The following is a 24,579-nucleotide window of genomic DNA, read 5'->3' on the forward strand; positions in this document are numbered from 1 at the left end:
ACCGTTTACTCTCGCTCAAGTGCACAGGTCCTGAAGCCGGTATAGACATCATTGCGCTGGGGCAGATAAGCCTGACGATAGGTGCCGCGGATCAGACAGGATGATGTCGCGCACCCACCGCCTTTGGTGACCTTGTGATCGCCGAACTGCAAGGTGGACATGAAAGGGTACATGTCCACCTTGAAGCCGTCGTAAGGGAGAAACTGATCACTGGTCCACTCCCAGACCGTTCCGGTCACCTGGCGGCAGCCAAAGGGACTGTCGCCTTCGGGAAAATCAAACACCGGGTTCTGGGCCATGGCTCTCCCGTCCAGATCCGCGAGCTGACTGGTCGGCGCCTCATTCCCCCATGGGAAACGCCGGAACGGCTCGCCCGGACGATTCCCCAGAGCGGCAACTTCCCATTCGTGTTCTGTCGGCAGCCGACGCCCTGCCCAACGACAATACGCCTCTGCTTCCCAGAACGTCACATGGGTAATCGGAGCGTCCGGATTCAGGGGCTGCCACCGGTCGAACACTCGCTCCTGCCACTGCTCATCATGCCAGCGCCAGTACAGCGGGTGACGTGGAGCACGGAACAGGGGTTCCCGACTGCCATGAACAAGGGCCACGTCGGTTTCGGTCTGAAGCCATTTGCGTCCGCCAAATGACCAGAGGTCAGGGCGCCGATAGCCGCCGTCTTCCACGAACTCCAGGAATTGGCGGTTACTGACCAGGCATTTCGAAATGGCGAAAGCATCGAGCTTCACGCTGAAGCGCGGCTTTTCATTGTCAAAGGCGAAGTCGTCAGTGGAATAACTTTGGGATTCGCCCGGCATCCCGATCAGCCACTCTCCTGCCGGAACCAACGCATCTCCGTGATGCGGTTCACCCGGTGCAGGCCGGTACAGATCGGTGTCTGGAGGCGCCGGGTAACCGACGGTCTGACGGCACCAGATCATCGACTCGATGTGCATGTTCTGGTGGTAGATCGCGTAGCGGTAAAGGTAACGGGCCTGATCGGTCAAAGGCTCTTTTTCGATCCGTTCGGCCACGCGGTCATAGATAAGATTGAAGTAGTCTAGGGTCTTCTGGCGCCCGGGAAACAGCTCCCGGTTCCAGCGATCCCGGTGCTCGATATGGAACGAATCCCAGAGATCGTCCATGGATGGATCGTGGCTGGGCGTGCCATCCAGCAGATTGAATACAAACACCTCGTAGAAGAAGGCTGCATGCCCCATCTCCCAGAGCGGTGGATTCACGCCCGGATGGTAGGGAACATCCAGCGCGCTTTCCGGCAGAGAACGTACAAGGGTTTCAGTACGCTTGCGTGTCCATTCAAGCTGATCCAGCAATTCCGCCTTTGCCGCATCGATTTGTTCAATCGCTGTCATCTGGCCAACCACTTATCATCAACGGTTTTGTCAGCATACCAGAGAGTGCCAAACAGCGTTAAACAGACTCACCCCCAGACTGCCAGAATGACAGGGACTGCCACCAGGGCCACCAGTAAAGACAGCGGAAGTCCCAGGCGCCAGTAATCGCCAAACCGGTAGCCACCGGGTTCCATAACGAGCGCGTTGGACTGGTGCCCCACGGGCGTCAGGAAGGCGCAGGAGGCGCCAATAGCCACTGCCATCAACATGGCGTCTGCGGCAATGCCCAACTGGCCCGAAAGACTCAGTGCAATGGGGGCGACCAGAATGGCCGCCGCCGCATTGTTCACGACGTTCGACAGCAGCATGGTCCCCATCAGTACAATCGTAACGACCACCCAGGCCTCGCCCCCGGAGCCAAGCATCAGCATCCAGGACGCTATCAGCTCCGCTCCACCGGTGGTTTCGAGGGCCTGACCCACCGGAATCATAGCCGCCAGCAAAACGATGACCGGCCAGTCGATCGCACGGTAGGCTTCCTGATTGCTGAGCACGCCACTGAGAACCATGGCGACGGCACAGGCAACCAGGGCAACAGGCGACGACAACCAGCCCACAACGATTCCTGCGATGGCAGCCACAAACAGCCCACCGGCCAGTAAGGCGTTGCGTTCGCGGCCGAACCGGAGTCCTCGTTCTGCCAGCGGAAGGCACCCGAGCTCCTGAAGGGTAACGCGCAGGGTGTCCTCCTCACCTTGCACCAGGAGAATATCACCAGCCTGAAAGCGAATGTCCCCCAGGCGGCGCTGCAACCGCTGCCCCTGGCGTGCAACCGCCACAATATTGAGGCCATTCTGCTCGCGAAGATTCAGCCTGTTGGCGGTTTTCCCGATCAGGCCTGATTCCGGCGTGATGACCGCTTCCAGCAATCGGACATCACCCTCGGACAGAGACTTTTCGCGCGGTTTTTCCGGTGCACTCTCCTGCTCGTCAGACTCTTTGGAGGAGGACTCCTCTACATTCGCCAACTCAAGAGCAGTGCTGTCGAGAAATTCCTGCAAAGCATCGGTATCCGCCTCCACCAATAGCAGATCGCCACCACGCAAAACGGAAAACGTCGATGGTGCCAGAGACCGCTTGTCATCCCGGATCAACGCCAGCACCACCACATCCTTGTCGGCGTCAGCCCGGGTCAGCAGGCCATGGAGTGTGGCGCCAACATGCGAGGAATCGTCGGGAACCCGGAGTTCGGTCACATAATCCCCGACACTGAACAGCTTGCCGCCATCATCGGGTTTGCCTCGTCTTGGCGTCAGGCGCCACCCGACCAGCGTGATAAAGGCAATGCCTGCCAGGGTAATCGCCAGGCCCACCGGCGCGAAATCAAACATGCCAAAGGACCCCGTTTCCCGATAACTGGCAATGATGATGTTCGGGGGCGTGCCAATCAGCGTCATGGTTCCCCCCAGCAGAGAACCGAATGCCAGTGGCATGAGCAGCAGCGATGGAGAGCGCCCCGCTTCCCGGGACATCCAGATTGCCACCGGCATAAGAAGCGCAAGCGCACCGACGTTGTTGATGAAGCCCGAGCACAGGGCCACCACCGACGTCAGCATCAGCACCTGCAGGGTCGGCCGGTGCCCCACCTTACCGAGCAGGCGCGCCAGGCGGTCAACCACGCCGCCATTGACCAGCCCCTGGCTGATCACCAGAACCGCAGCCACGGTCACAACAGCCGGATGGCCGAAGCCATCGAATAGCTGATCTGCCGGCACGATCCCGGCGATGGCAACGGCGAGAAGCGCCATCAGGGCGACCAGGTCAAACCGGATTCGATTCCAGACGAACAGCACCAGGGCGATGCCCAGTATCGAAAAAACAATAGCCTGACTGACGCTCACTGTAACTCCATGCTTTCAGTCCCTGCCCGTCTGGTTTGCAGTCTGTGTCGGCAAACTTTACAGGGAGCCAGGAATGACAGAACCCTCTCTCTTTAAGCTCCTGAAAGGCCTACAAGTGTATAAACTGGCATACAAACTGAATGTCCGCCAGCAGGAGTTGTTTGCCTGTTTCCCCCAGCCGTATGCGGTCACAGGGCAGTGATCGGATCGAGCAGTTCCGGTATTACCAACATTTACTGAACGTCCAGCAGTTCGTTTTCCAGGCAAAGTCTCAGGGAGAGTCGCCATGAAGGAAAAACGACCGCTCGTTTGGTTGTCGGCGGTGTACCCGTGCCCTTCTGCCATCGGACCCTTGCTCAGGGACTGGCAGCTTGTTCACATTCCCATTTCAGACAAACCCACGGCAGGCGAGACGCCCGTCGATGGGGCCAGAGTCGGCGTGTTTGATCTTGGCTCGTTGAGCGCCGATCAACTGACCCACCTGCCCGAATGGCTGGACACGATTCCGGTCCAGCACTGGATTGCCACGCTGGAGCCTCACCAGATCCAGAACCCGGACGCCTGTGCCCTCATTAACCGTTACTGCACGGACTATCACACGAGGCCTCTGCAGGCCGAACGCCTCAATGCCATTCTTGGCCACCTTTGGGGTATGTCTGAACTTCAGGCGGAGGCGTCACGGACCAAGCCCGCCTGTTATCACGACGTTGCTCTTGAGGGTGGCTCGGTGGCGATCCGACATGTCAGAGCGTTATTGCAGAAATTTGCCCGCACGGAGGAATCCGTACTGATCTATGGCGAGAACGGGACCGGCAAAGAAGCCGCAGCCCGTTTCATACACGATCATTCACCACGTAAAAACAAGCCACTGATCGCCGTGAACTGTGCAGCCCTGCCCCGCTCACTGACCCAAAACGAGCTCTTCGGCCACGAAAAAGGCGCTTTTACCCATGCCATGAGCGTCCAGAAAGGGCGCATTGAAGCCGCCAATGGCGGCACTTTGCTATTGCTCGGTGTCGACGAGCTTGAATCAGAGCAACAATCCGCCATTCTGCGCTTCCTCCAGGAAGGCCTGATCGAGCGCCTGGGCTCCAACCATCCCATCAGTGTCGACACTCGACTGATTGCAACAAGCACCAAGCCGCTTGAACAGCTGGTCAAGACCGGGGCCTTCCGCAGCGACGTATTTTACCGGCTTGGAAGCCTGCATGTGTTGTTACCACCGTTGCGGGAACGCAAGGAAGACATTCCCATCCTGGCCAGCCGGATACTGTCGGCCACACCCTCAGCCAGAGGCACCAGGCGCCTCACGGACGATGCAATGATTTGCCTGGCCGGGCACCCCTGGCCCGGCAACCTCAGGGAACTGCAGAACCGTTTGCGTCAGGCATTATTGCTGGGAGAAAGCCCACAGATCGGGGCCGAAGACATGGGGTTTTCCACCAACCCGGCGGATAACCACGACCGAAACCGAGACCTCTCACTGGACGCTTTCCGCTCCAGAGCCGATCGGCAGGCGATCTCGGTAAGTCTCGCGCTTGCCCACAACAACGTGTCGGCAGCTGCCCGGCTGCTGAATATTTCACGGGTTTCGTTCTACCGGCTGATGGACAAGCACCACGTGCCCCATGGCCCCTCAACCCGGCTCCAGAAAGACAGCTGAAGGAGTTTCCCATGAACAAAAACACACTATGGCTCATCCCGCTTGTTTCTCTGGGTCCGGCGATGCTGGTTGAAGCCGCTCAGGCAGACCGGGATACCGCCCCCCTGGCCACCGAAATCCGGACAACCTCTGACGCGGGTCACGACCCGGCGACCGATATCGCCTCCATAACCGCCGACCGCGGTATCGTCACCCGGCCGGGCCGGTTTTCCATTGAGCCATCCTTTTCCCATGCCCATAGCAACTCGACGGCAGTCGCGATCGAAGGCTACACCGTCATCCCTGCGCTGTTGATCGGACTGATCAATATTTCAGAAATCCAGCGCGATATTTTCGTCGGCGCCGTGTCACTCAAATACGGATTTACCAGCAAGTTTGAAGCGGCGGTCCGGGTGCCTTACCTGAGCATCAACGAGGACCTGAGAGAGCGTGAGGTGTTCCAGGGCACACCGGTGGATACCCTGCGTGAGTCTTCTGGCGAGGGTCTCGGTGATGTTGAAGTATCAGCTCGCTATCAACTGACTGATGGCCTCGGGGGCTGGCCCTACGTAATCGGCGCGCTGCGTGTCAGGGCGCCAACCGGTGAAGGCCCCTACGATGTTAACCAGCGGGTCATCGAGGATAATCAGGGCAACCCGATTGGCGTCGAGCTGGAGAGCCGGCCAACAGGTTCAGGCTTCTGGGCATTCGAACCCGGACTCTCTTTCATCTACCCCACAGACCCGGCCGTGTTGTTCGGCAATCTGAGCTATGTCTGGACCCTCAAAGAGGAGCAGGGCTTTGAAAATGGCGGCACCGTTGACCCCGGCGACATCGTGCGCTTCGGCTTCGGGATGGGATTCGCGTTTAACGATCGCACATCATTCAGCCTCGGCTACGATCACTCGATCATTCGAAAAACCACATTCGAGAGAGACATTGATCTCTTCGAATCCAATTTCGACCGAATTCAGATCGGGTCTCTTTCATTCGGGCTGTCCCAGCGCCTGTCGCGATCCACATCTCTTAACCTGACGGTAAGCATTGGCGTTACGGAAAACGCGCCCAACAGCGAGATTACACTCAAGCTTCCAATCAGTCTCTAGCATGGGGTCGGGGTTCTTTCAGCGGCCAAGCAACTGAATCAGTTGATCACTGAATCGGGCCGGGAACTGATTTCCCGCACCCAGGTTATTCAGCTCGATATTCAACTGATGCATATTCTGTATGACAGTGCTGTCCAGGCTGTTCTGAACCACCGTCATCCAGCCATTCGGACCTGCCATATGGCTGGCCACCCGTGCTTCACTGCCACGGTTGGCGCTGATCACTTCCAATACTGTTTCCATCTGATGGCCAGGCAAACGGCTATTGACGGGCTGGTTGAGGTTGGGAATGGTCAATCGATTGATCACCAGAGTGTCACCGTTAATACCGACAACCTGTTCCAGACCAATACTGATCTCCAGATTATCCATCAGGAAGCCACCCCGGAACTCCGAAAGCTCTCTGTCACTGATGGGGTCAACTCCGGGGTTCAGTTCCGCGTGAGCCACTGGCGTCAGGGCCAAACAGGCAATAACGAGTAATGCGACCGCAGGCATCCTGCCCTTCATGATCATCACCATTCCCTCGTGGAGGGCCAGTAGGGCAGCGTGTGACCGAGAGATGGCCCCCCGAGCCCTTTTTGCAAAGGGGCCCTGGCCACCTGTGGCCAATGGCCGTCGTCAAGAAAGTGGTCACGCCCCTGATCAAGGTGACTGCGGATAACGAAGGCAGTGCCATCCCAGTATTCGCTGAATGTTTCGTGGGGATAGACTTTCAGCCCCCGGGCAGGATCGCCTATCAGTACCTCGTTATCGCTGATGCCCTTGATCAGCACGAAATGACGGAAACCCTCGATGTTCAGCAAGACAATCATCGGCAGGCGCACCTTCTCCCTTAGCCCTTCCAATGGCAAGCGAAACCCATCGGCCTGATACCCTCTGGACCCCAGGTAACGTTTCATATCCAGCATGGAGAACCCATGCCGGCGCACCTTCTCTTCATCTGCCAAGGCCAACATGTCGATAAAGACTTCGTGCTCGGTGACCTGATCCTCGTAATGAAACGACAATAACGAGGCCACTGCCGCAGAGCCGCAACTGAAGTCGTACTGCTGGCGCAGGACACTGTCGAAGCGACGGCTTTCAAAACTCTTTACGGTAAGACGAAAATCCCCGCCTATCCCGGGAACCATGACCGATCCGGCAAATGCGGTGGACCACAGCAGCCCGGCACTCGCGCAAACCGCGACAAGAACCTTCCTGGTCATGGCCCACCTCCGTCAGTGATTGATCAGTATGTTGATCTGGGTACTGTCCTGAATGACCACCTGATTACCCGTGTTCTGGATAACCGTGGCGACTCCGCTCATGTTGCCGAAGGCGTTGTCGGAAATACTGTTATTGCCAGTGACAACGTTTCCGGACAGCAGGTTATCGGAGACGTTCGCATTCTGCTGGTTATTGTTGATCTGCCATTGCAGCGGGATTCCCTGGCGACCGCTGGCATCTTCCAGTTGATCTTCCGACAGGGAATGGGCGTCCATCCACTCCTCGGCCGAAGCATATCCCGCTCCTGTAACCAATAGCGCCAGCAAGGCAGCCTTCAGTTTCCATCTGATGACGTAACCCATGGCAGTTCTCCCGGAATAACCGGGCCGCACCCGCCAAGGTGCGGCCTGGATTCCTTACTGGCCGCCACCACCGGTGGACAGGTTCGACATTACACTGACATTTGCCTGTGTAACGCTGCCGTTGCCGGCATTCTGGGCAAAGGCACCAACACCGGTGTAGTTCGCTGAACCGCCGGAGATTTCGTTGCGGTTACGAGCCTCGGTGTAGGATGCTCTGCCGTTGGCATCGCCATAGGAGGTTGAAGAGCCCGACACACTGCCATCCAGATCAGCGTTGTTCAGGAACACGTCCAGATCCAGTGCCAATGAGTTATCGGAACTGTCGTTACCGCTGTCGGAGACTGTCGTATTCCCGCTATCGGCAATGTTAGTGGAGTTGTCGGAACTGTCGTTGCCACTATCCGAGACGGTGGTATTACCGCTGTCAGCTACGTTGGTGGAGTTGTCGGAATTGTCGTTTCCGCTATCCGCAACGTTGGTGGAATTATCGGAACTGTCATTCCCGCTGTCTGCCACATTGGTAGAGTTGTCGGAATTATCGTTTCCGCTATCTGCTACTGCGGTATTGCCGCTGTCAGCAACATTGGTGGAGTTGTCGGAATTGTCGTTTCCGCTGTCCGCAACGTTGGTGGAGTTGTCGGAACTGTCATTTCCACTGTCGGCGACATTGGTGGAGTTGTCCGAACTATCATTGCCGCTGTCCGCGACATTGATGGAATTATCGGAACTGTCGTTTGCACTGTCTGCCACATTAGTGGAATTGTCGGAGTTATCATTTCCGCTATCGGCCACAGCCGTATTTCCGCTGTCAGCAACGTTGGTGGAATTGTCCGAATTGTCATTTCCACTGTCGGAAATCTTGAACGAATCGGCCACGTCGGTGCTGTTATCGGAATTGTCGTTGCCACTGTCCGCAACATTGGTTGAGTTATCGGAACTGTCCGTGGAGTTGTCGTTACCACTGTCGGCAATCTTGAACGAATCAGCCACGTTGGTGCTGTTGTCCGAGCTGTCAGTGGAATTGTCGTTACCGGAGTCAGTGTTGCCGGATTGGTCGTTGTTAGCGGTGGAGGTGTTGTCCGCATTGGTATTCGGATCACCGTCCCCGCCCTGATCGGCATAGGCAAAACCGGAAACGCCCATTGCCATCGCGATGGCAGCTGCTAGCAGTGTTTTTTTAGTATTCATGATGTCATTTCCTTTGAGTTGTTGGCTTTTAAGGGATCCGACCCAACCCGCTAGCCTTCGGGTAAGCCAAGGTTCAGACCCGCCAGAACAAAGGAGCAATTCCCGTGCCAATACCGAAAATTCGCATTCATAGCATTGTTTTTAATGGTTTTTCCTTTGAGCGCCTGAAATCCATCCGGTCTTGGTGATGACGAAACTGTTTCAGCGATGAAACAGCGAGTGCAAATGAAAAGGGGGATATGGGAGGTTTATGCGGTCGTTTCAGACACATACAGAAGAAATGAGGTGTCAGAAAAACAAAACCCCGCACAAGGCGGGGTTTTGTGGTTTGAAGCGAACCGGTCAGGCCCGCCTCAGCAACATCCGAACCGTCGATTAACCGAACTGGTTCATGGTGTTGTCTTTACCACCGGCCTTCAGGGCCGCATCACCAGCGAAGAATTCCTTGTGGTCGTCACCGATGTTGGAACCAGCCATGTCCTGGTGCTTAACGGTAGCGATACCCTGACGGATTTCCTTGCGCTGTACACCGGCAACGTAAGCCAGCATGCCTTCGTCACCGAAGTAGCCCTTGGCCAGGTTGTCGGTAGACAGGGCCGCAGTGTGGTAAGTCGGCAGGGTGATCAGGTGGTGGAAGATACCCGCTTCGCGAGACGCGTCACGCTGGAAGTTCTGGCACCACTGGTCAGCCAGCTGACCCAGCTCAGTGTTGTCGTACTCTTCGCTCATCAGCTTGTCACGGTCGTAGGCAGATACGTCCTTGCCTTCTTCCTTCCAGGCGTCGAATACCTGCTGACGGAAGTTCAGGGTCCAGTTGAAGGACGGGCTGTTGTTGTAAACCAGCTTGGCATCGGGCACCACTTCACGGATGCGGTTAACCATGCCGGCGATCTGGCCAACGTGGGGCTTCTCGGTTTCGATCCACAGCAGGTCAGCGCCGTTCTGCAGGCTGGTGATGCAGTCCAGAACAACACGGTCTTCGCCAGTGCCCGGACGGAACTGGAACAGGCCGGAGGCCAGACGCTTGGGCTTCATCAGCTTACCGTCAGACTTGATCACAACGTCGCCGTTGTTGATCTCGGAAGCGTCCTCGATGTAGTCACCGTCGAGGAAGCTGTTGTACTGGTCGCCCAGATCGCCCGGCTCGTCGGTAACAGCCAGCTTCTGGGTCAGGCCAGCGCCCAGGGAGTCGGTACGGGCTACGATTACACCGTCATCCACGCCCAGCTCGAGGAACGCCAGACGAACGGCGTTGATCTTGGACAGGAAGTCAGCATGGGGAACGGTTACTTTGCCGTCCTGGTGGCCACACTGCTTCTCGTCAGACACCTGGTTCTCGATCTGGATGCAGCAGGCACCGGCTTCGATCATCTGCTTGGCCAGCAGGTAAGTGGCTTCGGCGTTACCAAAACCGGCGTCGATGTCGGCAATGATCGGCACAACGTGAGTTTCGTGGTTGTCGATCTGTTTGATCAGCTCTTCAGCCTTGGCGTTGTCACCAGCTTTCTCGGCTTCTTCCAGAGCACGGAACAGGTGGTTCAGTTCCCAGGCATCTGCCTGACGCAGGAAGGTGTACAGCTCTTCGATCAGGCCGGATACAGCCGTCTTCTCGTGCATGGACTGGTCAGGCAGCGGACCAAACTCGGAGCGCAGGGCGGCAACCATCCAGCCGGAGAGGTACAGGTAACGACGCTTGGTGGTACCGAAGTGCTTCTTGATGGAAAGCAGCTTCTGCTGACCGATGAAGCCGTGCCAGCAGCCCAGGGACTGGGTGTACTGGGAAGTGTCCTTGTCGTAGTTCGCCATGTCTTCGCGCATGATCTTGGCGGTGTACTTGGCGATGTCCAGACCAGTCTTGAACTTGTTCTGGGCGCGCATGCGAGCGGCGTGCTTCGGGTTGATAGCGTTCCAGGTCGGGTGCTGCTTCAACAGGGAAGCAATCTGGTCAACGTCTTGTGCGTAGGGCATGGTCTCAATCCTTTCTACGTTGGTTTTCTAAGTCGTTAGGGAGAAGCGTACAGCAACTTCCGAAGCCAACAACCTGCTCACTTTTTGAGCAAAGCGATGACGTTGAGGGTTACTTTAGTGGTTTCAAATTTATAATTGAAATTTATATGATCTATTTTCGGCATTTTCCTGGTGAATGACGAATTGACGCCGGTCTTGAGCTGGATCAACACGGGAACCATGGCTATTGTTACGGTGTCCAACGAGCACTTTTAACCGGAACCCACCAGGCGCAAACAGTGTTCTATCTGCACGCTTTCAGTCATTCCTTGCTGCATGCCCTGAAAAATCTGTTTCCGATCATCGCCGTCGTTGTCTTCTTCCAGCTTCTGATTCTCCAGCAAATACCCGAGAACATCTTCGTGATGGCGGCAGGCCTGCTGATTGTGGCAGTGGGTGTCGCCCTGTTTCTTCAGGGTCTGGAGCTAAGCATTTTCCCGGTCGGGAAAAGCCTGTCCAACCAGTTTGCCCGTAAGGGCTCGGTACCCGTGCTGTTGTCTTTCGGCTTCGCCATGGGTTTTTCCGCCGTGGTCGCCGAGCCGGCGCTTATTGCAGTAGCCCAGCAGGCCGAGGAAATCAGCGAGGGCAAGATCAAGGCCCTGACGCTCAGGATCCTGGTAGCGGTGTCCGTCGGCCTGGTGGTGGCCCTGGGCGTGTTCAGAACCATCTTCGGTTACCCGCTGCAGTGGTTCATGATCATCGGCTACATCGTTGTGGTAATCATCACCTGGTTCGCACCGCCCGAGATCGTGGGCCTGGCCTACGATTCCGGTGGCGTTACCACCAACATCGTTACCGTTCCTCTCATCGCAGCCCTGGGCATCGGGCTGGCAGCCTCAATCCGGGGGCGCAATCCGCTACTGGACGGCTTCGGTCTGGTAGCCCTCGCCGTCATGGTTCCGATGATCACCGTTCAGCTGTACGGGATTGTTGTGTATTCCGGAGCCCCCGCAGACCCGGTAGCTTTGCCAACGGCGGCCCAGACTGGAACAGTCGACCAGACACCCGTTGTGCTGGGCATGCTGCTCGATCTTGCCGGGATGGTCCGCGACGTCCTTCCCATCATCATTACCATCCTGTTTTTCCAGTATCTGGTTCTGCGCCGCGGGCTGACCAATCCCCGCAAGATCCTGTTCGGATTTGCGCTGGTCGTGCTGGGGCTGTATGCCTTCGTGGTCGGGCTCAAGCTTGGCCTGTTTCCCATCGGAACAAGCATGGCTCGACAGTTGCTGGGCATGGAGGGGTATCTGTTCGTCTACCTCTTCGCCTTCATGATCGGCTTTGCCACCACCATGGCCGAACCCGCGTTGATCGCGATCGGACACCAGGCGGAGCAGGCGGCCGCCGGCACCATCAACGGCAACGCCATCAGACTCATTGTGGCAGTCGGCGTCGCGATGGGTATCACCCTTGGCGTTCACCGGATTATCAGCGGCGATTCCATTCACCATTACATCATTGGCGGCTATATTCTGGTCATCGTCCTGACCGCGCTGGCCCCAAGGTACATCATCCCCCTGGCGTACGATCTTGGCGGGGTCACCACCTCAGAGGTGACCGTACCTCTGGTGACCGCGCTGGGTATTGGCCTGGCAAGCAGCATCGAAGGCCGCAACGTGCTCATCGACGGTTTCGGCCTGATCGCCTTCGCCTCCATCTTTCCGATTGTGACGGTGATGAGCTACGCCATCATTGTTGAAATGCTCGCAAAGCAGAGGAAAACAGACCCATGAAATTTTCGGTACTGGTAGCAATCGTTCCCGAGGATCAGGAGCAGGACTGCGTTGATGCCGCAAGGGATCTTGGTGCCGGCGGCATCACGGTGCTTTCTGGTCGCGGTATCAGCAATACCGCCAGGAAAACCTTCTTCGGTCTGACCTACGATGGCAGCCAGAGCATTCTGCTGATGGTCCTGGAAAAGAGCCTTTCGCTCGACATTCTCAAAACCATCCAGAAGATACTCATGCCAGACCATAGCGATTCAAAGGGGCTTGTATTCACACTTCCCCTGGAACATCTGGGTGGGATCGACATGTCACAAGTCGAAAAATTCGAACAACACCTGAAAGATTCACTGTAACCGGAGAACACCCATGAAACTGGTCAAAGATGTGATGGTTCGGGACGTGATCACCATCTCTCCGTTTGCCAGCATCCGCGAGGCGCTATCAAAGATGAAGCAGCATTCCTTGAAGTCGCTGGTGGTGGAAAAGACAAGCGAACACGATGCCTGGGGCCTGATCACCTACACCAATGTACTGAAAACCGTCATCGCCGAAGACGGCGATATCGATCTTCTCAACGTGTATGACGCCTGCGCCAAGCCGGTGATCAGCGTCGGCGAGAACCTGAACGTTCGGCATGCGGCAAGCCTGATGAGCAAGTACCGGGTAAAGCGCCTCCTGGTGCTGGCGGATAACGACCTCAAGGGCTTTGTGGTCATGGACGACATCATGGCGGCCCTGCTCGACAGCATCGACTGAGGACGCTCAGGTCAGGCACAACACCACCAGACGGTCGCCCGGCTGCAACTCCAGGTACTCCTTCCGGGACGGATTCAGTTGCAGGTGACGCCCACGTTCATTGGCCTTTTTGCGAAAGACGCCGAGGGCAAGCTCACCCTCAGCGGCAACCGTCTTCTCCAGCACCTGAAAGGTCGCACTGGCAGGCAAGGGGTAATCCGCCGGGTCCCGGAACTGGATCTCGGCACCACCCACCGTAAACAGTTCATCCAGCACGATCCGAAGCTCCCGCCGCAGGGCCACCTGGGCCAGTACGTGACTCAGAATCATGGGACTGATCAACATTTCACTCTGGTGCCCATACAAGAGGTGGCGGTTGTCCGGGTCACTCAACTCCATGATCAGCTGGGGCCTACGGGCAAAATCGGCCAGGATGTCTTCGAGCTGAAGATACCCCACCATTGCACGGGCATCGGCCTCTTCGCCGGAGGCCAGTCGGTCGCTACTGAGCAGGATCACCGTATCGTAGCCCGCTGGCCCGATCCGGCGCAGTTCTCCCTCCACCATGTAATCCGCCTCGATATGCCGGCAGGTCAGGCGATCGGCATTCTCCACGTACTGGGCAATCGCCTGTTCCCGCTCGGCTTTCGGAACCACGGATACCAGGTCCACCTCGAAGTGACGGTGTCCGTAACTGAGGAATTCCGCAATCAGGCTGGGCACCCGCCGGTTCCAGCCCAGCACCAGAACCCGGTGGTTGGCCTGGTCAGAAGGCCGGTCGACGCGCACCGCCTGCCCCCTTTCCAGCTCCGGCAAAGGTGTCTTTTTGGGATCGGGCTCGGTCTCGGAGTAGTCCCGGGCCATGATGACCACCCGATCGGCCGGATCAATTCGTGAGTCTGAGGGTGCCAGCAGTTGCACGTCCCAGCCTGAACCGCGCTGTTTCAAAAGGCCCAGCACGATAACCTCGGGCCGGGCCGCGGCCAGCTCACCAAGCGTTATTCCGCCCAGCGACTCTCCGCCCCGGATGTAGATCTCGTTGCCCTCACCGGCAGTGAGCAATTCGTTGTATACCTCCGATAGCCCAGGATGAAGAATATTCTGAACCATCAGACGACTGATCGTGGCATCGCCCGCTACCACTTCCACCGCGCCGGGATAGGCCCGCTCAATCACCGGAAGCTTGCGAACGTCCTGGATCTCGGCCACAACGAAAGGCAAGGAAGACTTGAGCTGTCTGGCCTGGGCCGCAATGGAGAGCAGTGCCTTGACGGTTTCCACATCCGAGGTCACCAGGCTTCCGGCCTCATGGGCGGCGCTGGGGACGATAACCGCCGCGGCATCCAGACAGGCCACCCGATGCAGGGCGTCCGGCTGGATCGCCGAGCCAGAACGCAGGATGATCTGCCGGGCCCTGCGACCGATGCCCGGTTCACTCCGCAGCTCGTGAACCTGGGCTGCGGAAGCCTCCTCCGACAGCACAACAAGATTCAGTTTCTGGGCATCGTGCTTTTCCAGAAAGCGGCGCATCCGGCCACTGGAGCCCAGCAATTCAGAAAGCAAGGGCAGGGTCTGGCTGGTCCAGCCCAGCACCACCACATGGTTTTTAAGCGTTACCGGTGTGAGACCGCGTTCCAGGTCCGCCATCTTGGCTATCAGCCATCGGGTCAGGATGGCCACCAGGGTGCCCATAAACACCACGTACCCCAGAACTGTCAGCAGCGTCGAGACGATTCGCTGCCAGGTGCCGACATCATCCCCCAGATATCCGGGATCGGTCAGCCGAAGGAAAGCCCACCAGATGGCCGAGCCCGGCTCCTCGAAGTCTCCGCCCTGGGGGACCACCAGAAGGCCGCCAATCAGGGAAATCAGGCCGATGAACACACCGACCACTAAAAGCTGGAACCCCGCCCCCTTTACCAGTTGGCGTTCCAGTATGAATTTCACTCGGTCGATCAGCCGGAAAGGCAGCATGGCATTCCTTCTTTTGCGCGTAGTCTTATCGCCTAAGGGTAAACCATTCCGGGACTTCGGGAATCAATGTTTTATCCGGCGGGCTGGCCAGGCTCAGCGCCGGGTTCAGCAATCAGCCGCAAGGCTTCGTCCAGGGAGGACGTGTAGCGGCTCACACCAGGCACCGGCATGACACCGGCGCGAGAGAGGGCTCGCAGCGGCTGGAACTGAAGATCGGCGATCACAATTTGCGTACCGTCCCGCTCACAGGTGGCAATCAGTTTGTTCAGGGCAGACAGCCCTCCGGCATCGAGAATGGTGACGCCGTCCATATAGAGGACGAACCCGCGCGCGTTTCTGGCCATCAGCGCCAGCTCGCCGAAAATCCGGTCAGCGGCGGCAAAGAACAAGGGACCATTGATCTTGAAGACCTGCCAGCCCTCGGGCACTCGAGCTTCCGCAATCCGTTTGCTCAGTGTGATATCCGTGACCTTGGTCATCTGGGCCATTTCCCGCATGAACAGGACGGCCGCCAACAAGACTCCGGTGGTGATGGCAATTACCATGTCCAGCAGCACCGTAAGCGAAAAACAGGTGATAAAAACCAGGATATCGCTGCGCGGCGCGGTTTTCAGCAGATGCAGTGACTTGGGCGCCTCACTCATGTTCCAGGCCACCATCACCAGCAGGGCCGCCATGGCCGGCATCGGCAGATAGGCCAGAAGGCCCGCCAGTGAAACCAGGGCAAGCAGCACCACCAGCGAATGCACCATGGCCGATACGGGTGACTCGGCGCCAGCGCGGTAATTGGCGGCAGAGCGGGCAATAGCTGCGGTCGCGGTAATGCCGCCGAAAAACGGCGTGATGATGTTGCCAAGCCCCTGCCCCATCAACTCGCTGTTGGCGCTGTGGCGTTTTCCGGTCATGCCATCCAGTACCACGGCACAGAGCAGGGATTCGATGGCGCCGAGCATCGCAATGGCAAACGCGGCAGGTAGCAGGTCACGAACCAGCAACCATGACAAGCCAATTGGCTCGCCCGATGCCCCCGCCTGCTGCCAGGGCCAGGCAAACTCTGGCAGGAAAGGCGGAATACCCGCCCCCATCGAGCCATCGGGCAGCAGATAGCTGAACCTTGAACCAATGGTTTCGACAGCAGCGCCCTGTGTATTCAACCACAGTGCCAGAAGACTCCCGATCACCACAGCCGGCAGATGCGGAGGCAACGGGGTTTTAAGTCTTGGCCAGAGCAACATTACAGCCAGGGTGACACCGGCCACGAGCGTGCTCATGGCATCAAACTCCGGCAACGCGCTTGCCAGCAACGCCAGTTTATCCCAGTAGTGCTCGGGCATATCGCCAACCGGCAGACCCAGAAAATCCCGGACCTGCAAAGTGGCAATCACCACCGCAATGCCTCCGGTGAACCCCAGGGTGACAGACTCCGGAATGTACTCGATGAATCGCCCCAGCCGCATCAGAGCCATGATCATCAGCAAAACGCCGGACATCAGGGTAGCCAGCAGCAAACCACCCAGACCATAGCTCTGGGCGATCGGATAGAGAATAACAACGAAGGCAGCCGTAGGCCCGGAGATACTGAACCGGCTGCCACCAGTCAGTGCAATTACAAACCCGGCAATAATGGCGGTGTAGAGCCCATACTGTGGCGCAACACCACTGGCAATCGCCAACGCCATGGCCAGAGGTATGGCAATAATGCCCACCGTTACACCGGCCATCAGATCCCGTAGAAAACGCCTTCCGCGATAGGGCTCATCGATGCAGGCTTCTCGGAATGCGTGGGCTATCCGGAGTGAAAACAGGTGGGCGCGATGCGGCATAAAAGACTCGTTAATTGCAACTGATGCCTGTAAATTATATGCTCATAAAATATTCATTCAATGTTAATATGATTAACATACTTAGCAATCACCAAAGGTTATGAACAACTCCATGGAAAAGCGCACTGCCCGTCTGACGTTACTGATCGACCCGGAAAAAAAGGCCGCCTTTGAAGAACTGTGCAAGCAGGAAGACGTAACCCCGTCCCAGAGGGTGCGCCAATTCATCCGGGAATACGTGGAAGAAAGGCTGGGCCCCGACTGGCGAGAAGAACGCGAAAAAAGATCCTGAATGTGATCAAAACGTAAGGACTGTCATGAACGTTTTTGCGCCAGCCCTGCTCATTGCCACACTGTCCGCCCTGAACGGATGTACTGCCATGCCTTCATCAAAAGACCCTGATGCGGTTCTGACAGCACCGCAGACCCAGTACGATGCCCGCATCATTCAGCCTGAAAACAACACCGTTCTGACGCCTGAACAGCTGGCGCAGAAGCTGATCGACACAGATGTGGTCATTGTTGGCGAATACCATGGGCACCACGGCTCACATCTTCTTCAATCCCGGCTTCAGACCACCCTGTTCCAGCAACGGCCAGAGCAGATTCTCAGCATGGAACAGTTCAACCTGGACCGTCAGGACCAGCTGAACCGCTACCTGGAGGGAGAAACCGGCGAAACCGAGATGATTGAGGATGCCGATGCCTGGGATAACTACCGGGCCTCCTACCGGCCACTGGTGGAATTTGCCCGCCGGCATAATCTGCCGGTGATCGCGGCGAATGCGCCGGCAGACGTCGTGCGCTGTGTCGGTCGGAAAGGTCCGGAATACCTCGAGCGTGTCTCGGACAGCCTGAAACAGAAGTTGCCCTCCGCCCCCTTCATGGACACCCCGGCCTACCGGGAAAAGTTCATGGCAGCCATTGGTGCGAGCCATCAGGCAGACGACACCATGAGCGAGCGCATGGAAAACACCTACAAGGCTCAGCTACTTCGCGACAACACCATGGCTGCCCGCATTCTGCAGGCCCGGGCAGAGCATCCGGGGCACCAGGTGCTGCACCTGACCGGCACGTTTCACAGTGAAGACGGCCTGGGAACCGTGGCGCTGTTGAAGCAACGTGCGCCGGAGCTGTCTGTCGCAGTAATCAGTCCGGTGTTCTGGCCATCGGACATCAACCAACCACCACTGGACAGCAATCGCCCGAAAGGTGACTTCGTTTACTTTATCCAGCCCCTGCCCGAGGAATTCCGGGATGCCGAGCGGGAACGCGAAGCCATGAGGGCCCGTTTCAGCCGATCAACCGACAGGTCCTGTGACTAAGGTGACCTCTACCTACCGGAAAGGTCCGGTTCCAGCTTGAGGGCCTCATCGAATATGGAAAGATCCTGATCGCTGAAAAGAACAAACCGGACCAGGCGAACAGAGTTGAGATCTGCCAGGGTGTCGGCGACCGTTTTCATGGCCACAGCCGCTGCGTCTCTCAACGGATAACCGAAAACCCCGGTAGAAATGGCGGGAAAGGCAATGGACGACAGGTCGCGCTGGTCCGCCAGGCGCAGCGCGTTCCGGAAACAGTCCGCCAGCAGACGGTCTGACGGCTCATCCACCCCATAAACCGGGCCCAGGCAATGGATGAGATGCCCGTTAGGCAGGTTGTGGGCGGAGCTGATCACCGCCTCGCCAGGACTGATGGGCGCCAAAGTCCGGCACTCCTCTGCCAGACCGGGGCCTGCGGCACCGTGAATGGCACCGGCCACACCACTGCCGGGCAGAAGTTCGGCATTGGCCGCATTCACGATGACATCGATATCCGGTTGTGCGGCAATATTGCCTTTGACGCACTCAACTTTCACAGCCGTCATGATTCCTCCCTTCCAGCTTTTGGGGTGAAGCGCTAATCTTGTTCCTGACATTCAGGATAGCAGCCATCAGCCGGACGCTTTCCGGGACTTTCCGTAACTCTCAGGTGATGCCAACAGGGACACTCCATGAAGCTTCTTGCCTCGCTGATTCTCGGCATCAGCGCCATCATCTCCGCCGCCCTGATCAGTGACGGCCTGACTGACCTGAAAACCGGCGACCGCTATGTCACCGTCAAGGGTGTGGCTGAACGGCAAGTAACTGCAGATCTTGCCTTGTGGCCCATTCGCTTTGTTGCAACAGGGGCGTCGTTGAGTGAGGCCCAGGACAAGGCCAGAAGCAGCCGGGATGCAATCATTGCCTTCCTGAAACTGCAGGCCATTGACCAGGATGCGGTCGAACTCCAGCGCCTGGATGTCACCGATACCCGGGCCAACCCCTACCAGGCCAATAACGGCGAGCAGAAATTCATCATCAGCCAGACCCTGATGGTCCGTAGCACCGATATTGACCGAATCCGCCAGGCCGCACAGGGGGTCAGTGAACTGGTGGACTCGGGAGTGGTGCTCTCTTCGGACTACGGCCCATCGGGGCCTACCTATCTGTTTAACGGACTCAACGATATCAAGCCCGAGATGATCGCCGAAGCCACGGCATCAGCGCGGGAAGCGGCAGCCCAGTTTGCCCAGGATGCCAAGGCGGAACTCGGGGGTCTGCGACGCGCCAATCAGGGTGTGTTCCAGATTCTGGCCCGGGATCAGGCACCGGGCATCATGGAAGGACAGCAACCCGTCAAAACCGTTCGCGTGGTCTCGACCGTTGAATATTACCTTCGCTAGCCGAGCGGGTTACTGGGTAGCCACCATCTCATCGGTAACCTGATATTCACCCGCCAGCCAGCGCAAAACCTCGTTGGCTGCAGGGTGGTCGAAGGCATCGTAGGTGTGCTGCAGACTCTGCCGCTTTTCAGCACTGATCCGGCCCAGGCCAGCGTCCTGCAGTACCAGCAAATCCGCCTCCAGCTGCGCCGCCAACTCCCGGCCCAGCACCTCCCGGGCCGCGTGGCGGAACGCCTGGCCGTATTGATAGGAGGGTCCCAGACGATAGGATTCTGCCAGCGTGATGGCCGGAACTGCCGTTAACGTCGGCTGCAGTGCCGGATTGATCCCGTGGGCTGCCAGATGCGCGGCATTGGCCGCCGGTCGCCCGGTGAACGCGCGCAGGTGCAGATGCTGCGACATCCGGTCACCGTCATTGACCGGGTAATTGTCCCAGAGTACCGGCTTGCGCCCGAGCAGGTCCCCGACCCTCTTCAGGTGCCCGGGCGATACTTCCCGGGAGCACACCTCTTCCCCGGTCCAGAAGATATTCACCGAATGGTCCAGTTTGCGCCCGAGTGTTTCCAGATAATCTGCCGGACGCTCTCCAAACACCCGATCCAGTACGGGGTCGTCAGAATAGTAACTGGGACAGACGCTCAGAAACTTGATGGCTGTGTGCTCACGAACCCAGTGCACTATGTCAGCCTGAGTACCGGCAAGGTCCGGGGTATCGGAACGCATGTCGTCAAACAGGATCGCCAGTTCATCAATACCGATACGTTCCAGCAGCGCGAGTTTGTCTGCCAACGCCGCGCGGGCCTCGTCGTCGAACCGGTTGAATATCTCGAACGGGCTCAGCCCTATGCCGAAGCGCATCCCCTCATGACGACAGAAACGGGAAAACTCGGCCAGCTCCGAGGCCATGGCTGGCGGGTGTGGCTGCCGCCATTTTCGCCGGAGGAAGGCATCGGCCTTGGGGGCATAGAGATAAAACCCGTAACCGTGGGGGGCCAGGGTACGGACCAGGTGTCGACGTTCCTGCCAGGTCCACATGGGGCCGTAGAATCCTTCAATGATGCCTAATGTCGTTGTCATGACCAATTTCCGTTTCGCTGATGCCGGAGCCCGGCGGGTACCCCATAACCCTCAATTTTGACTAGACTTATCTGTAATGCCAACTACAAACGATCCGCCCCGGTAAGGAGCAAAACAATGGAGATAACAACTTTCGAGGACCTGATTGACTGGACACGTCAGCTGCACGCGCATCTGTCCCGTAGCCTTCATGAATCGGCCAAACTGAACAATGACGAGAGAGCCTCCGCGTTACTCGATTACCTGTCGCGCCATGAATCGCTGCTGGAAAAAGCCGTGCGTGAATTCGAGAACCAGGCCGAACCCAAGGCCATGAACACGCGCCTCTACGATTACCTGAACAACCAGCACAAGCCGATTGGCCCCAGCGCCGACTCCTACACCCATTACGCGTCCATGTCTTTCGAGGACATCGCCCGGGAGGTCTTCCAGTTTCACGACCAGGTCATGGACCTCTACGATTCACTGATCGGCAAGGCGGAAATCCCCGAAGCCAAGTCGCTGCTGGAAGACCTCCTGGCGCTGGAAGAACACGAGGCAATGCGCCTCGCCAGCCAGATTGGCAGGATGCAAGACCTCTGATCCACCTTACGACCAAGGTCGTACATGCACCGGTTTTTGATTTCGTTTGTTAACGATAATTGCTAACGTGAACTAGCATCAAGAGTAGTTTTCCCCCAAAAGGGGGAACGCTCGACCCACAAAAAAGATAAGAGGATAGAAGAGCAATGAAGATCCGTTCTGTTCTTTCCGCGGCTGTGTTGGCTGTGGCAACTACCTTTGCCTCCTCGCAGGCGCTCGCCCAAGACACATTCACCCTCCGCCTTGCGGAAACCTGGGGACCAAACTTTCCAATTTTCGGTGACACCACCAAGCGTTTCGCCGAAACCGTAGAAAAAATGTCTGACGGCCGCCTCAAGGTCCGCATTGATTCATCCAACAAGCACAAGGCGCCCCTCGGCATTTTTGACATGGTCAAGGCCGGCCAATACGACATGGGCCACTCTGCTTCCTACTACTGGAAAGGCAAGGTGCCCGAGACCCTGTTCTTCACCAGCATGCCGTTTGGCATGAACGCCATGGAACAGTACGCCTGGTTCTATCATGGCGGCGGCATGGAGCTGATGCAGGAAGTCTACGAGCCCCATAACATGCTGTCCTTCCCGGGCGGTAACACCGGCGTTCAGATGGGCGGCTGGTTCCGCAAGGAAATCAATTCGCTGGAAGACCTTCAAGGTCTGAAGATGCGTATTCCCGGTTTCGCCGGTGAAGTGTTCGCGGAAGTTGGCGTTAACCCGACCAACATCGCTCCGGGCGAGCTTTACACCGCTCTGGAACGTAACACCATCGATGCCGTTGAGTGGGTGGGTCCGGCACTGGATCTGCGTCTGGGTTTCCAGCAGATTGCCGACTACTACTACACCGGCTGGCATGAGCCTGCGACCGAACTTCAGTTCCTGGTGAACAAGCGCGTCTGGGACAAGCTCCCGGCTGACCTGCAGGAAATCATGCGTGTTGCCATGCGCACCGCTTCCTACGACATGCTGGTTCACTCCCAGCACGCCAATGCCGAAGCCTGGGCCAACATTCGCGAGGAATATCCGAATGTCCAGATCAAACGTTTTCCGGACGAAATCTTTGATGCCATGTATGAAGCCAACAACAAGCTGCTGAAAGAAGCCGCTGCTGAGAGCGACATGGCTGCCAAGATTATCGACTCCCAGGAGAACTACCTTGAGCAGAGCCGCGCTTATACCAACATTTCCGAGCGCGCCTACCTCAACACGATGGCCGAAGTCGAGTAAGATATAGGCTTTAACGGAGCCGGGATCGCTCTCCGAGTGATCCCGGTTTTGTCGTTTATAGCAACGGATAAAAACGCCAGCTCTCCTGGCGGGGGATCATCAATGCGGTGGATCATCAAACTGGACGACGGGCTTGCCCGGCTGTCCATCTTCTGTGGGTGGGTTGCCTGTGTCGCAATGATACTGATGGCAGCCAACGTCTTTTATGACGTAGTGGCCCGCTACGCTTTCAACAACGTTTCAATCGGCATGCAGGAAATGGAGTGGCACCTCTATTCTGTGGTGTTCCTGCTGGGCATTCCCTACGCATTACGCACGGATGGTCATGTTCGGGTCGACGTTTTCTACACCAAATGGGGCAACAAGGCCAAGGCCTGGGTCAACCTGATTGGCGCCCTGATCTTTGTAATTCCATTTGCCTATCTGATTGGCATCTACGGTTACGATTTCGCGCTGGACTCCTACAACATGGGAGAAGGCAGCGGTGATCCTGGCGGCCTCCCACACCGCTGGATCATCAAATCCGTTATCCCTGTCAGTGCCGTATTCATCGGCATTGCCGGACTTAACATGGCCACCTACGCCCTGCGAGTGATGGCAGGAGACAAGGAATACGAAGGTGAGCACAGCGCAGGAGGCCTCGCATGATCGGTATGATTATGTTCGGTGTCGCCCTGCTGATGCTGATGCTGGGCTTCCCCGTCGCTTTCACCTTCGGTGGCGTCGCACTGTTCTTCGGAATCTTCGCCGAGGGCATGGATCTCTTTGCCTTCATGCCCTATCGCATCATGAGCGTGATGCAGAATACCGTTCTGATGGCCGTGCCCCTGTTCATTTTCATGGGCGTTGTGCTTCAGCGCACCCGGTTGGCAGAGCAGCTATTGACCTCCATGGGCCGTCTCTTTGGTGGCCTGCCAGGCGGTCTGGCGATTTCGACCATCCTGGTTGGCGCCCTGTTGGCCGCATCCACCGGTGTCGTGGGCGCCAGTGTGGTGGCCATGGGCCTCATCTCCCTGCCGGTCATGCTGGCCCACAAGTATGACAAGCGGCTTGCCACCGGCACTATCTGCGCCTCCGGTACTCTCGGCCAGATCGTCCCGCCATCGATCATCCTGATCATCCTGGGTGACGTGCTTGGCCTTCCGGTCGGGGACCTGTTCAAGGCAGCGGTCTGGCCCGGCATCGTGCTGGTCGGGCTCTATATCGTGTATATCCTGGTTCTGACCAGACTGAAGCCTGAAACCGCTCCGGCCATGCCGGATGAACCGGGCGTGTCCCGCAAGAAGGAAATCTTCAACGCGCTGCTGGCAATCATTCCGCCGCTGGCATTGATTGTGGTGGTTCTGGGCTCGATCTTTACCGGCATTGCAACACCCACGGAATCGTCCGCACTGGGCGGTGTTGGTGCCATCGTACTGGCGATCATCTACCGACAGTTTTCTTTCAAGATGGTATGGGATGCGTCCAAGGACACGGTGAAGGTGACTGCCATGGTCTTCGCGATCCTGATTGGTGCCACCGCTTTCTCCATGGTGTTCAGCTACACCGGAGGCGACTACCTGCTGGAAGAGTGGCTGCTCCAGCTGCCCGGTGAAAAGTGGGGCTTCATCATCCTGGCCATGGTGGTCATCCTGGTACTGGGTTTCTTCATCGATTTCGTGGAGATTTCCTTCATCATCGTGCCGATCCTTGCGCCGGTGGCCGAGGCTATGGGCATCAACATGCTCTGGTTCGCGATTCTGATTGCAATGAACCTGCAAACCAGCTTCCTGACGCCACCATTCGGGTTTTCGTTGTTCTATCTGAAGGGGGTAGCACCGCCCGAGGTGCGAACAACGGACATCTACAAAGGCGTGCTGCCCTTCATCCTGATACAGATGTTTGTGCTGGCACTGATAGTCATATTCCCAGAATGGTTTGGTATGAGTTCCTCATACTGATTCGAAAAATACCGGGCCTGAGGG

The 24,579-nt window shown here is 57.4% G+C and carries 23 protein-coding genes; 12 read left to right on the top strand and 11 right to left on the bottom strand.

Annotation, left to right across the window (positions count from 1 at the left end; translation table 11 throughout):
- Positions 1-5: 5 nt before the first annotated feature.
- Positions 6-1,373, bottom strand: coding sequence for a selenoneine synthase SenA (gene senA / locus NUW46_RS17440; RefSeq protein ID WP_418140799.1), 1,368 nt, complete (start codon positions 1,371-1,373; stop codon positions 6-8).
- 68 nt (positions 1,374-1,441) lie between these two features.
- Complete coding sequence (locus NUW46_RS17445) at positions 1,442-3,256, bottom strand: SLC13 family permease (RefSeq protein ID WP_418140800.1); 1,815 nt, start codon at positions 3,254-3,256, stop codon at positions 1,442-1,444.
- A gap of 286 nt (positions 3,257-3,542) precedes the next feature.
- On the opposite strand from NUW46_RS17445, the gene NUW46_RS17450 reads away from it, so the two are divergent.
- Positions 3,543-4,919 carry a sigma 54-interacting transcriptional regulator gene (locus NUW46_RS17450; protein ID WP_418140801.1) on the top strand — a complete coding sequence of 459 codons (1,377 nt, stop codon included), beginning with the start codon at positions 3,543-3,545 and terminating at the stop codon, positions 4,917-4,919.
- Between the two features lie 11 nt (positions 4,920-4,930).
- Positions 4,931-6,004 carry a transporter gene (locus NUW46_RS17455; RefSeq protein WP_209399878.1) on the top strand — a complete coding sequence of 358 codons (1,074 nt, stop codon included), beginning with the start codon at positions 4,931-4,933 and terminating at the stop codon, positions 6,002-6,004.
- An 18-nt stretch (positions 6,005-6,022) separates the two neighbouring features.
- On the opposite strand, the gene NUW46_RS17460 is transcribed toward NUW46_RS17455, so the two are convergent.
- From NUW46_RS17460 to NUW46_RS17480, 5 genes are all read right to left on the bottom strand, one after another.
- On the bottom strand, positions 6,023-6,514 hold the full coding sequence (locus tag NUW46_RS17460) for a hypothetical protein (protein WP_418140802.1): 492 nt from the start codon (positions 6,512-6,514) through the stop codon (positions 6,023-6,025).
- A 5-nt stretch (positions 6,515-6,519) separates the two neighbouring features.
- Positions 6,520-7,212 (bottom strand): C39 family peptidase, encoded by a 693-nt coding sequence (locus NUW46_RS17465; RefSeq protein ID WP_418140803.1) that lies wholly within the window; start codon positions 7,210-7,212, stop codon positions 6,520-6,522.
- A 12-nt stretch (positions 7,213-7,224) separates the two neighbouring features.
- On the bottom strand, positions 7,225-7,575 hold the full coding sequence (locus NUW46_RS17470; protein WP_069182029.1) for a hypothetical protein: 351 nt from the start codon (positions 7,573-7,575) through the stop codon (positions 7,225-7,227).
- A 54-nt stretch (positions 7,576-7,629) separates the two neighbouring features.
- Complete coding sequence (locus tag NUW46_RS17475) at positions 7,630-8,763, bottom strand: hypothetical protein (protein WP_222465456.1); 1,134 nt, start codon at positions 8,761-8,763, stop codon at positions 7,630-7,632.
- A gap of 375 nt (positions 8,764-9,138) precedes the next feature.
- Positions 9,139-10,731: an isocitrate lyase gene (locus NUW46_RS17480; protein WP_069182031.1), complete on the bottom strand. Its 1,593-nt coding sequence runs from the start codon at positions 10,729-10,731 to the stop codon at positions 9,139-9,141.
- 278 nt (positions 10,732-11,009) lie between these two features.
- Here NUW46_RS17480 and NUW46_RS17485 point away from each other — a divergent pair, with 278 nt between their 5' ends.
- The 3 genes from NUW46_RS17485 to NUW46_RS17495 are packed head-to-tail and all read left to right on the top strand — an operon-like array spanning position 11,010 to position 13,253.
- Positions 11,010-12,503, top strand: coding sequence for a DUF1538 domain-containing protein (locus NUW46_RS17485; protein ID WP_418140804.1), 1,494 nt, complete (start codon positions 11,010-11,012; stop codon positions 12,501-12,503).
- Positions 12,500-12,850 (top strand): P-II family nitrogen regulator, encoded by a 351-nt coding sequence (locus tag NUW46_RS17490; protein ID WP_418140805.1) that lies wholly within the window; start codon positions 12,500-12,502, stop codon positions 12,848-12,850. Before NUW46_RS17485 ends, NUW46_RS17490 begins: the two co-directional genes overlap by 4 nt.
- A gap of 13 nt (positions 12,851-12,863) precedes the next feature.
- Positions 12,864-13,253, top strand: a complete 390-nt coding sequence (locus NUW46_RS17495) for a CBS domain-containing protein (RefSeq protein WP_069182034.1) — start codon at positions 12,864-12,866, stop codon at positions 13,251-13,253.
- Between the two features lie 6 nt (positions 13,254-13,259).
- Here NUW46_RS17495 and NUW46_RS17500 read toward each other — a convergent pair whose 3' ends face one another.
- Positions 13,260-15,206: a CASTOR/POLLUX-related putative ion channel gene (locus NUW46_RS17500; RefSeq protein WP_069182035.1), complete on the bottom strand. Its 1,947-nt coding sequence runs from the start codon at positions 15,204-15,206 to the stop codon at positions 13,260-13,262.
- Positions 15,207-15,277: 71 nt separating this feature from the next.
- On the bottom strand, positions 15,278-17,029 hold the full coding sequence (gene dauA / locus NUW46_RS17505; protein WP_418140806.1) for a C4-dicarboxylic acid transporter DauA: 1,752 nt from the start codon (positions 17,027-17,029) through the stop codon (positions 15,278-15,280).
- 112 nt (positions 17,030-17,141) lie between these two features.
- Between dauA and NUW46_RS17510 the strand changes: the two genes are divergently transcribed.
- Complete coding sequence (locus NUW46_RS17510) at positions 17,142-17,321, top strand: CopG family transcriptional regulator (RefSeq protein WP_069182795.1); 180 nt, start codon at positions 17,142-17,144, stop codon at positions 17,319-17,321.
- Positions 17,322-17,346: 25 nt separating this feature from the next.
- On the top strand, positions 17,347-18,354 hold the full coding sequence (locus NUW46_RS17515) for a ChaN family lipoprotein (protein ID WP_418140807.1): 1,008 nt from the start codon (positions 17,347-17,349) through the stop codon (positions 18,352-18,354).
- Between the two features lie 8 nt (positions 18,355-18,362).
- Here NUW46_RS17515 and NUW46_RS17520 read toward each other — a convergent pair whose 3' ends face one another.
- Positions 18,363-18,896 (bottom strand): macro domain-containing protein, encoded by a 534-nt coding sequence (locus tag NUW46_RS17520; RefSeq protein WP_418140808.1) that lies wholly within the window; start codon positions 18,894-18,896, stop codon positions 18,363-18,365.
- A 126-nt stretch (positions 18,897-19,022) separates the two neighbouring features.
- Between NUW46_RS17520 and NUW46_RS17525 the strand changes: the two genes are divergently transcribed.
- Complete coding sequence (locus NUW46_RS17525) at positions 19,023-19,733, top strand: SIMPL domain-containing protein (RefSeq protein ID WP_418140809.1); 711 nt, start codon at positions 19,023-19,025, stop codon at positions 19,731-19,733.
- Positions 19,734-19,742: 9 nt separating this feature from the next.
- Here the strand turns inward: NUW46_RS17525 and NUW46_RS17530 are convergent, their stop codons facing one another.
- Positions 19,743-20,810, bottom strand: coding sequence for a beta-N-acetylglucosaminidase domain-containing protein (locus NUW46_RS17530; RefSeq protein ID WP_418140810.1), 1,068 nt, complete (start codon positions 20,808-20,810; stop codon positions 19,743-19,745).
- 117 nt (positions 20,811-20,927) lie between these two features.
- Here NUW46_RS17530 and NUW46_RS17535 point away from each other — a divergent pair, with 117 nt between their 5' ends.
- The 4 genes from NUW46_RS17535 to NUW46_RS17550 all read left to right on the top strand — a co-directional run bounded on the left by NUW46_RS17535 (position 20,928) and on the right by NUW46_RS17550 (position 24,555).
- Positions 20,928-21,392, top strand: a complete 465-nt coding sequence (locus NUW46_RS17535) for an ATPase (protein ID WP_418140811.1) — start codon at positions 20,928-20,930, stop codon at positions 21,390-21,392.
- Positions 21,393-21,538: 146 nt separating this feature from the next.
- Positions 21,539-22,615 (top strand): TRAP transporter substrate-binding protein, encoded by a 1,077-nt coding sequence (locus NUW46_RS17540; RefSeq protein ID WP_153637167.1) that lies wholly within the window; start codon positions 21,539-21,541, stop codon positions 22,613-22,615.
- Positions 22,616-22,717: 102 nt separating this feature from the next.
- Positions 22,718-23,263 (top strand): TRAP transporter small permease subunit, encoded by a 546-nt coding sequence (locus NUW46_RS17545; protein ID WP_136631371.1) that lies wholly within the window; start codon positions 22,718-22,720, stop codon positions 23,261-23,263.
- Positions 23,260-24,555, top strand: a complete 1,296-nt coding sequence (locus NUW46_RS17550; protein WP_136631372.1) for a TRAP transporter large permease — start codon at positions 23,260-23,262, stop codon at positions 24,553-24,555. The genes NUW46_RS17545 and NUW46_RS17550 overlap by 4 nt, the downstream gene beginning before the upstream one ends.
- Positions 24,556-24,579: the final 24 nt, after the last annotated feature.

This window comes from Marinobacter sp. MA (assembly GCF_048298425.1).
Lineage (GTDB): Bacteria > Pseudomonadota > Gammaproteobacteria > Pseudomonadales > Oleiphilaceae > Marinobacter > Marinobacter salsuginis.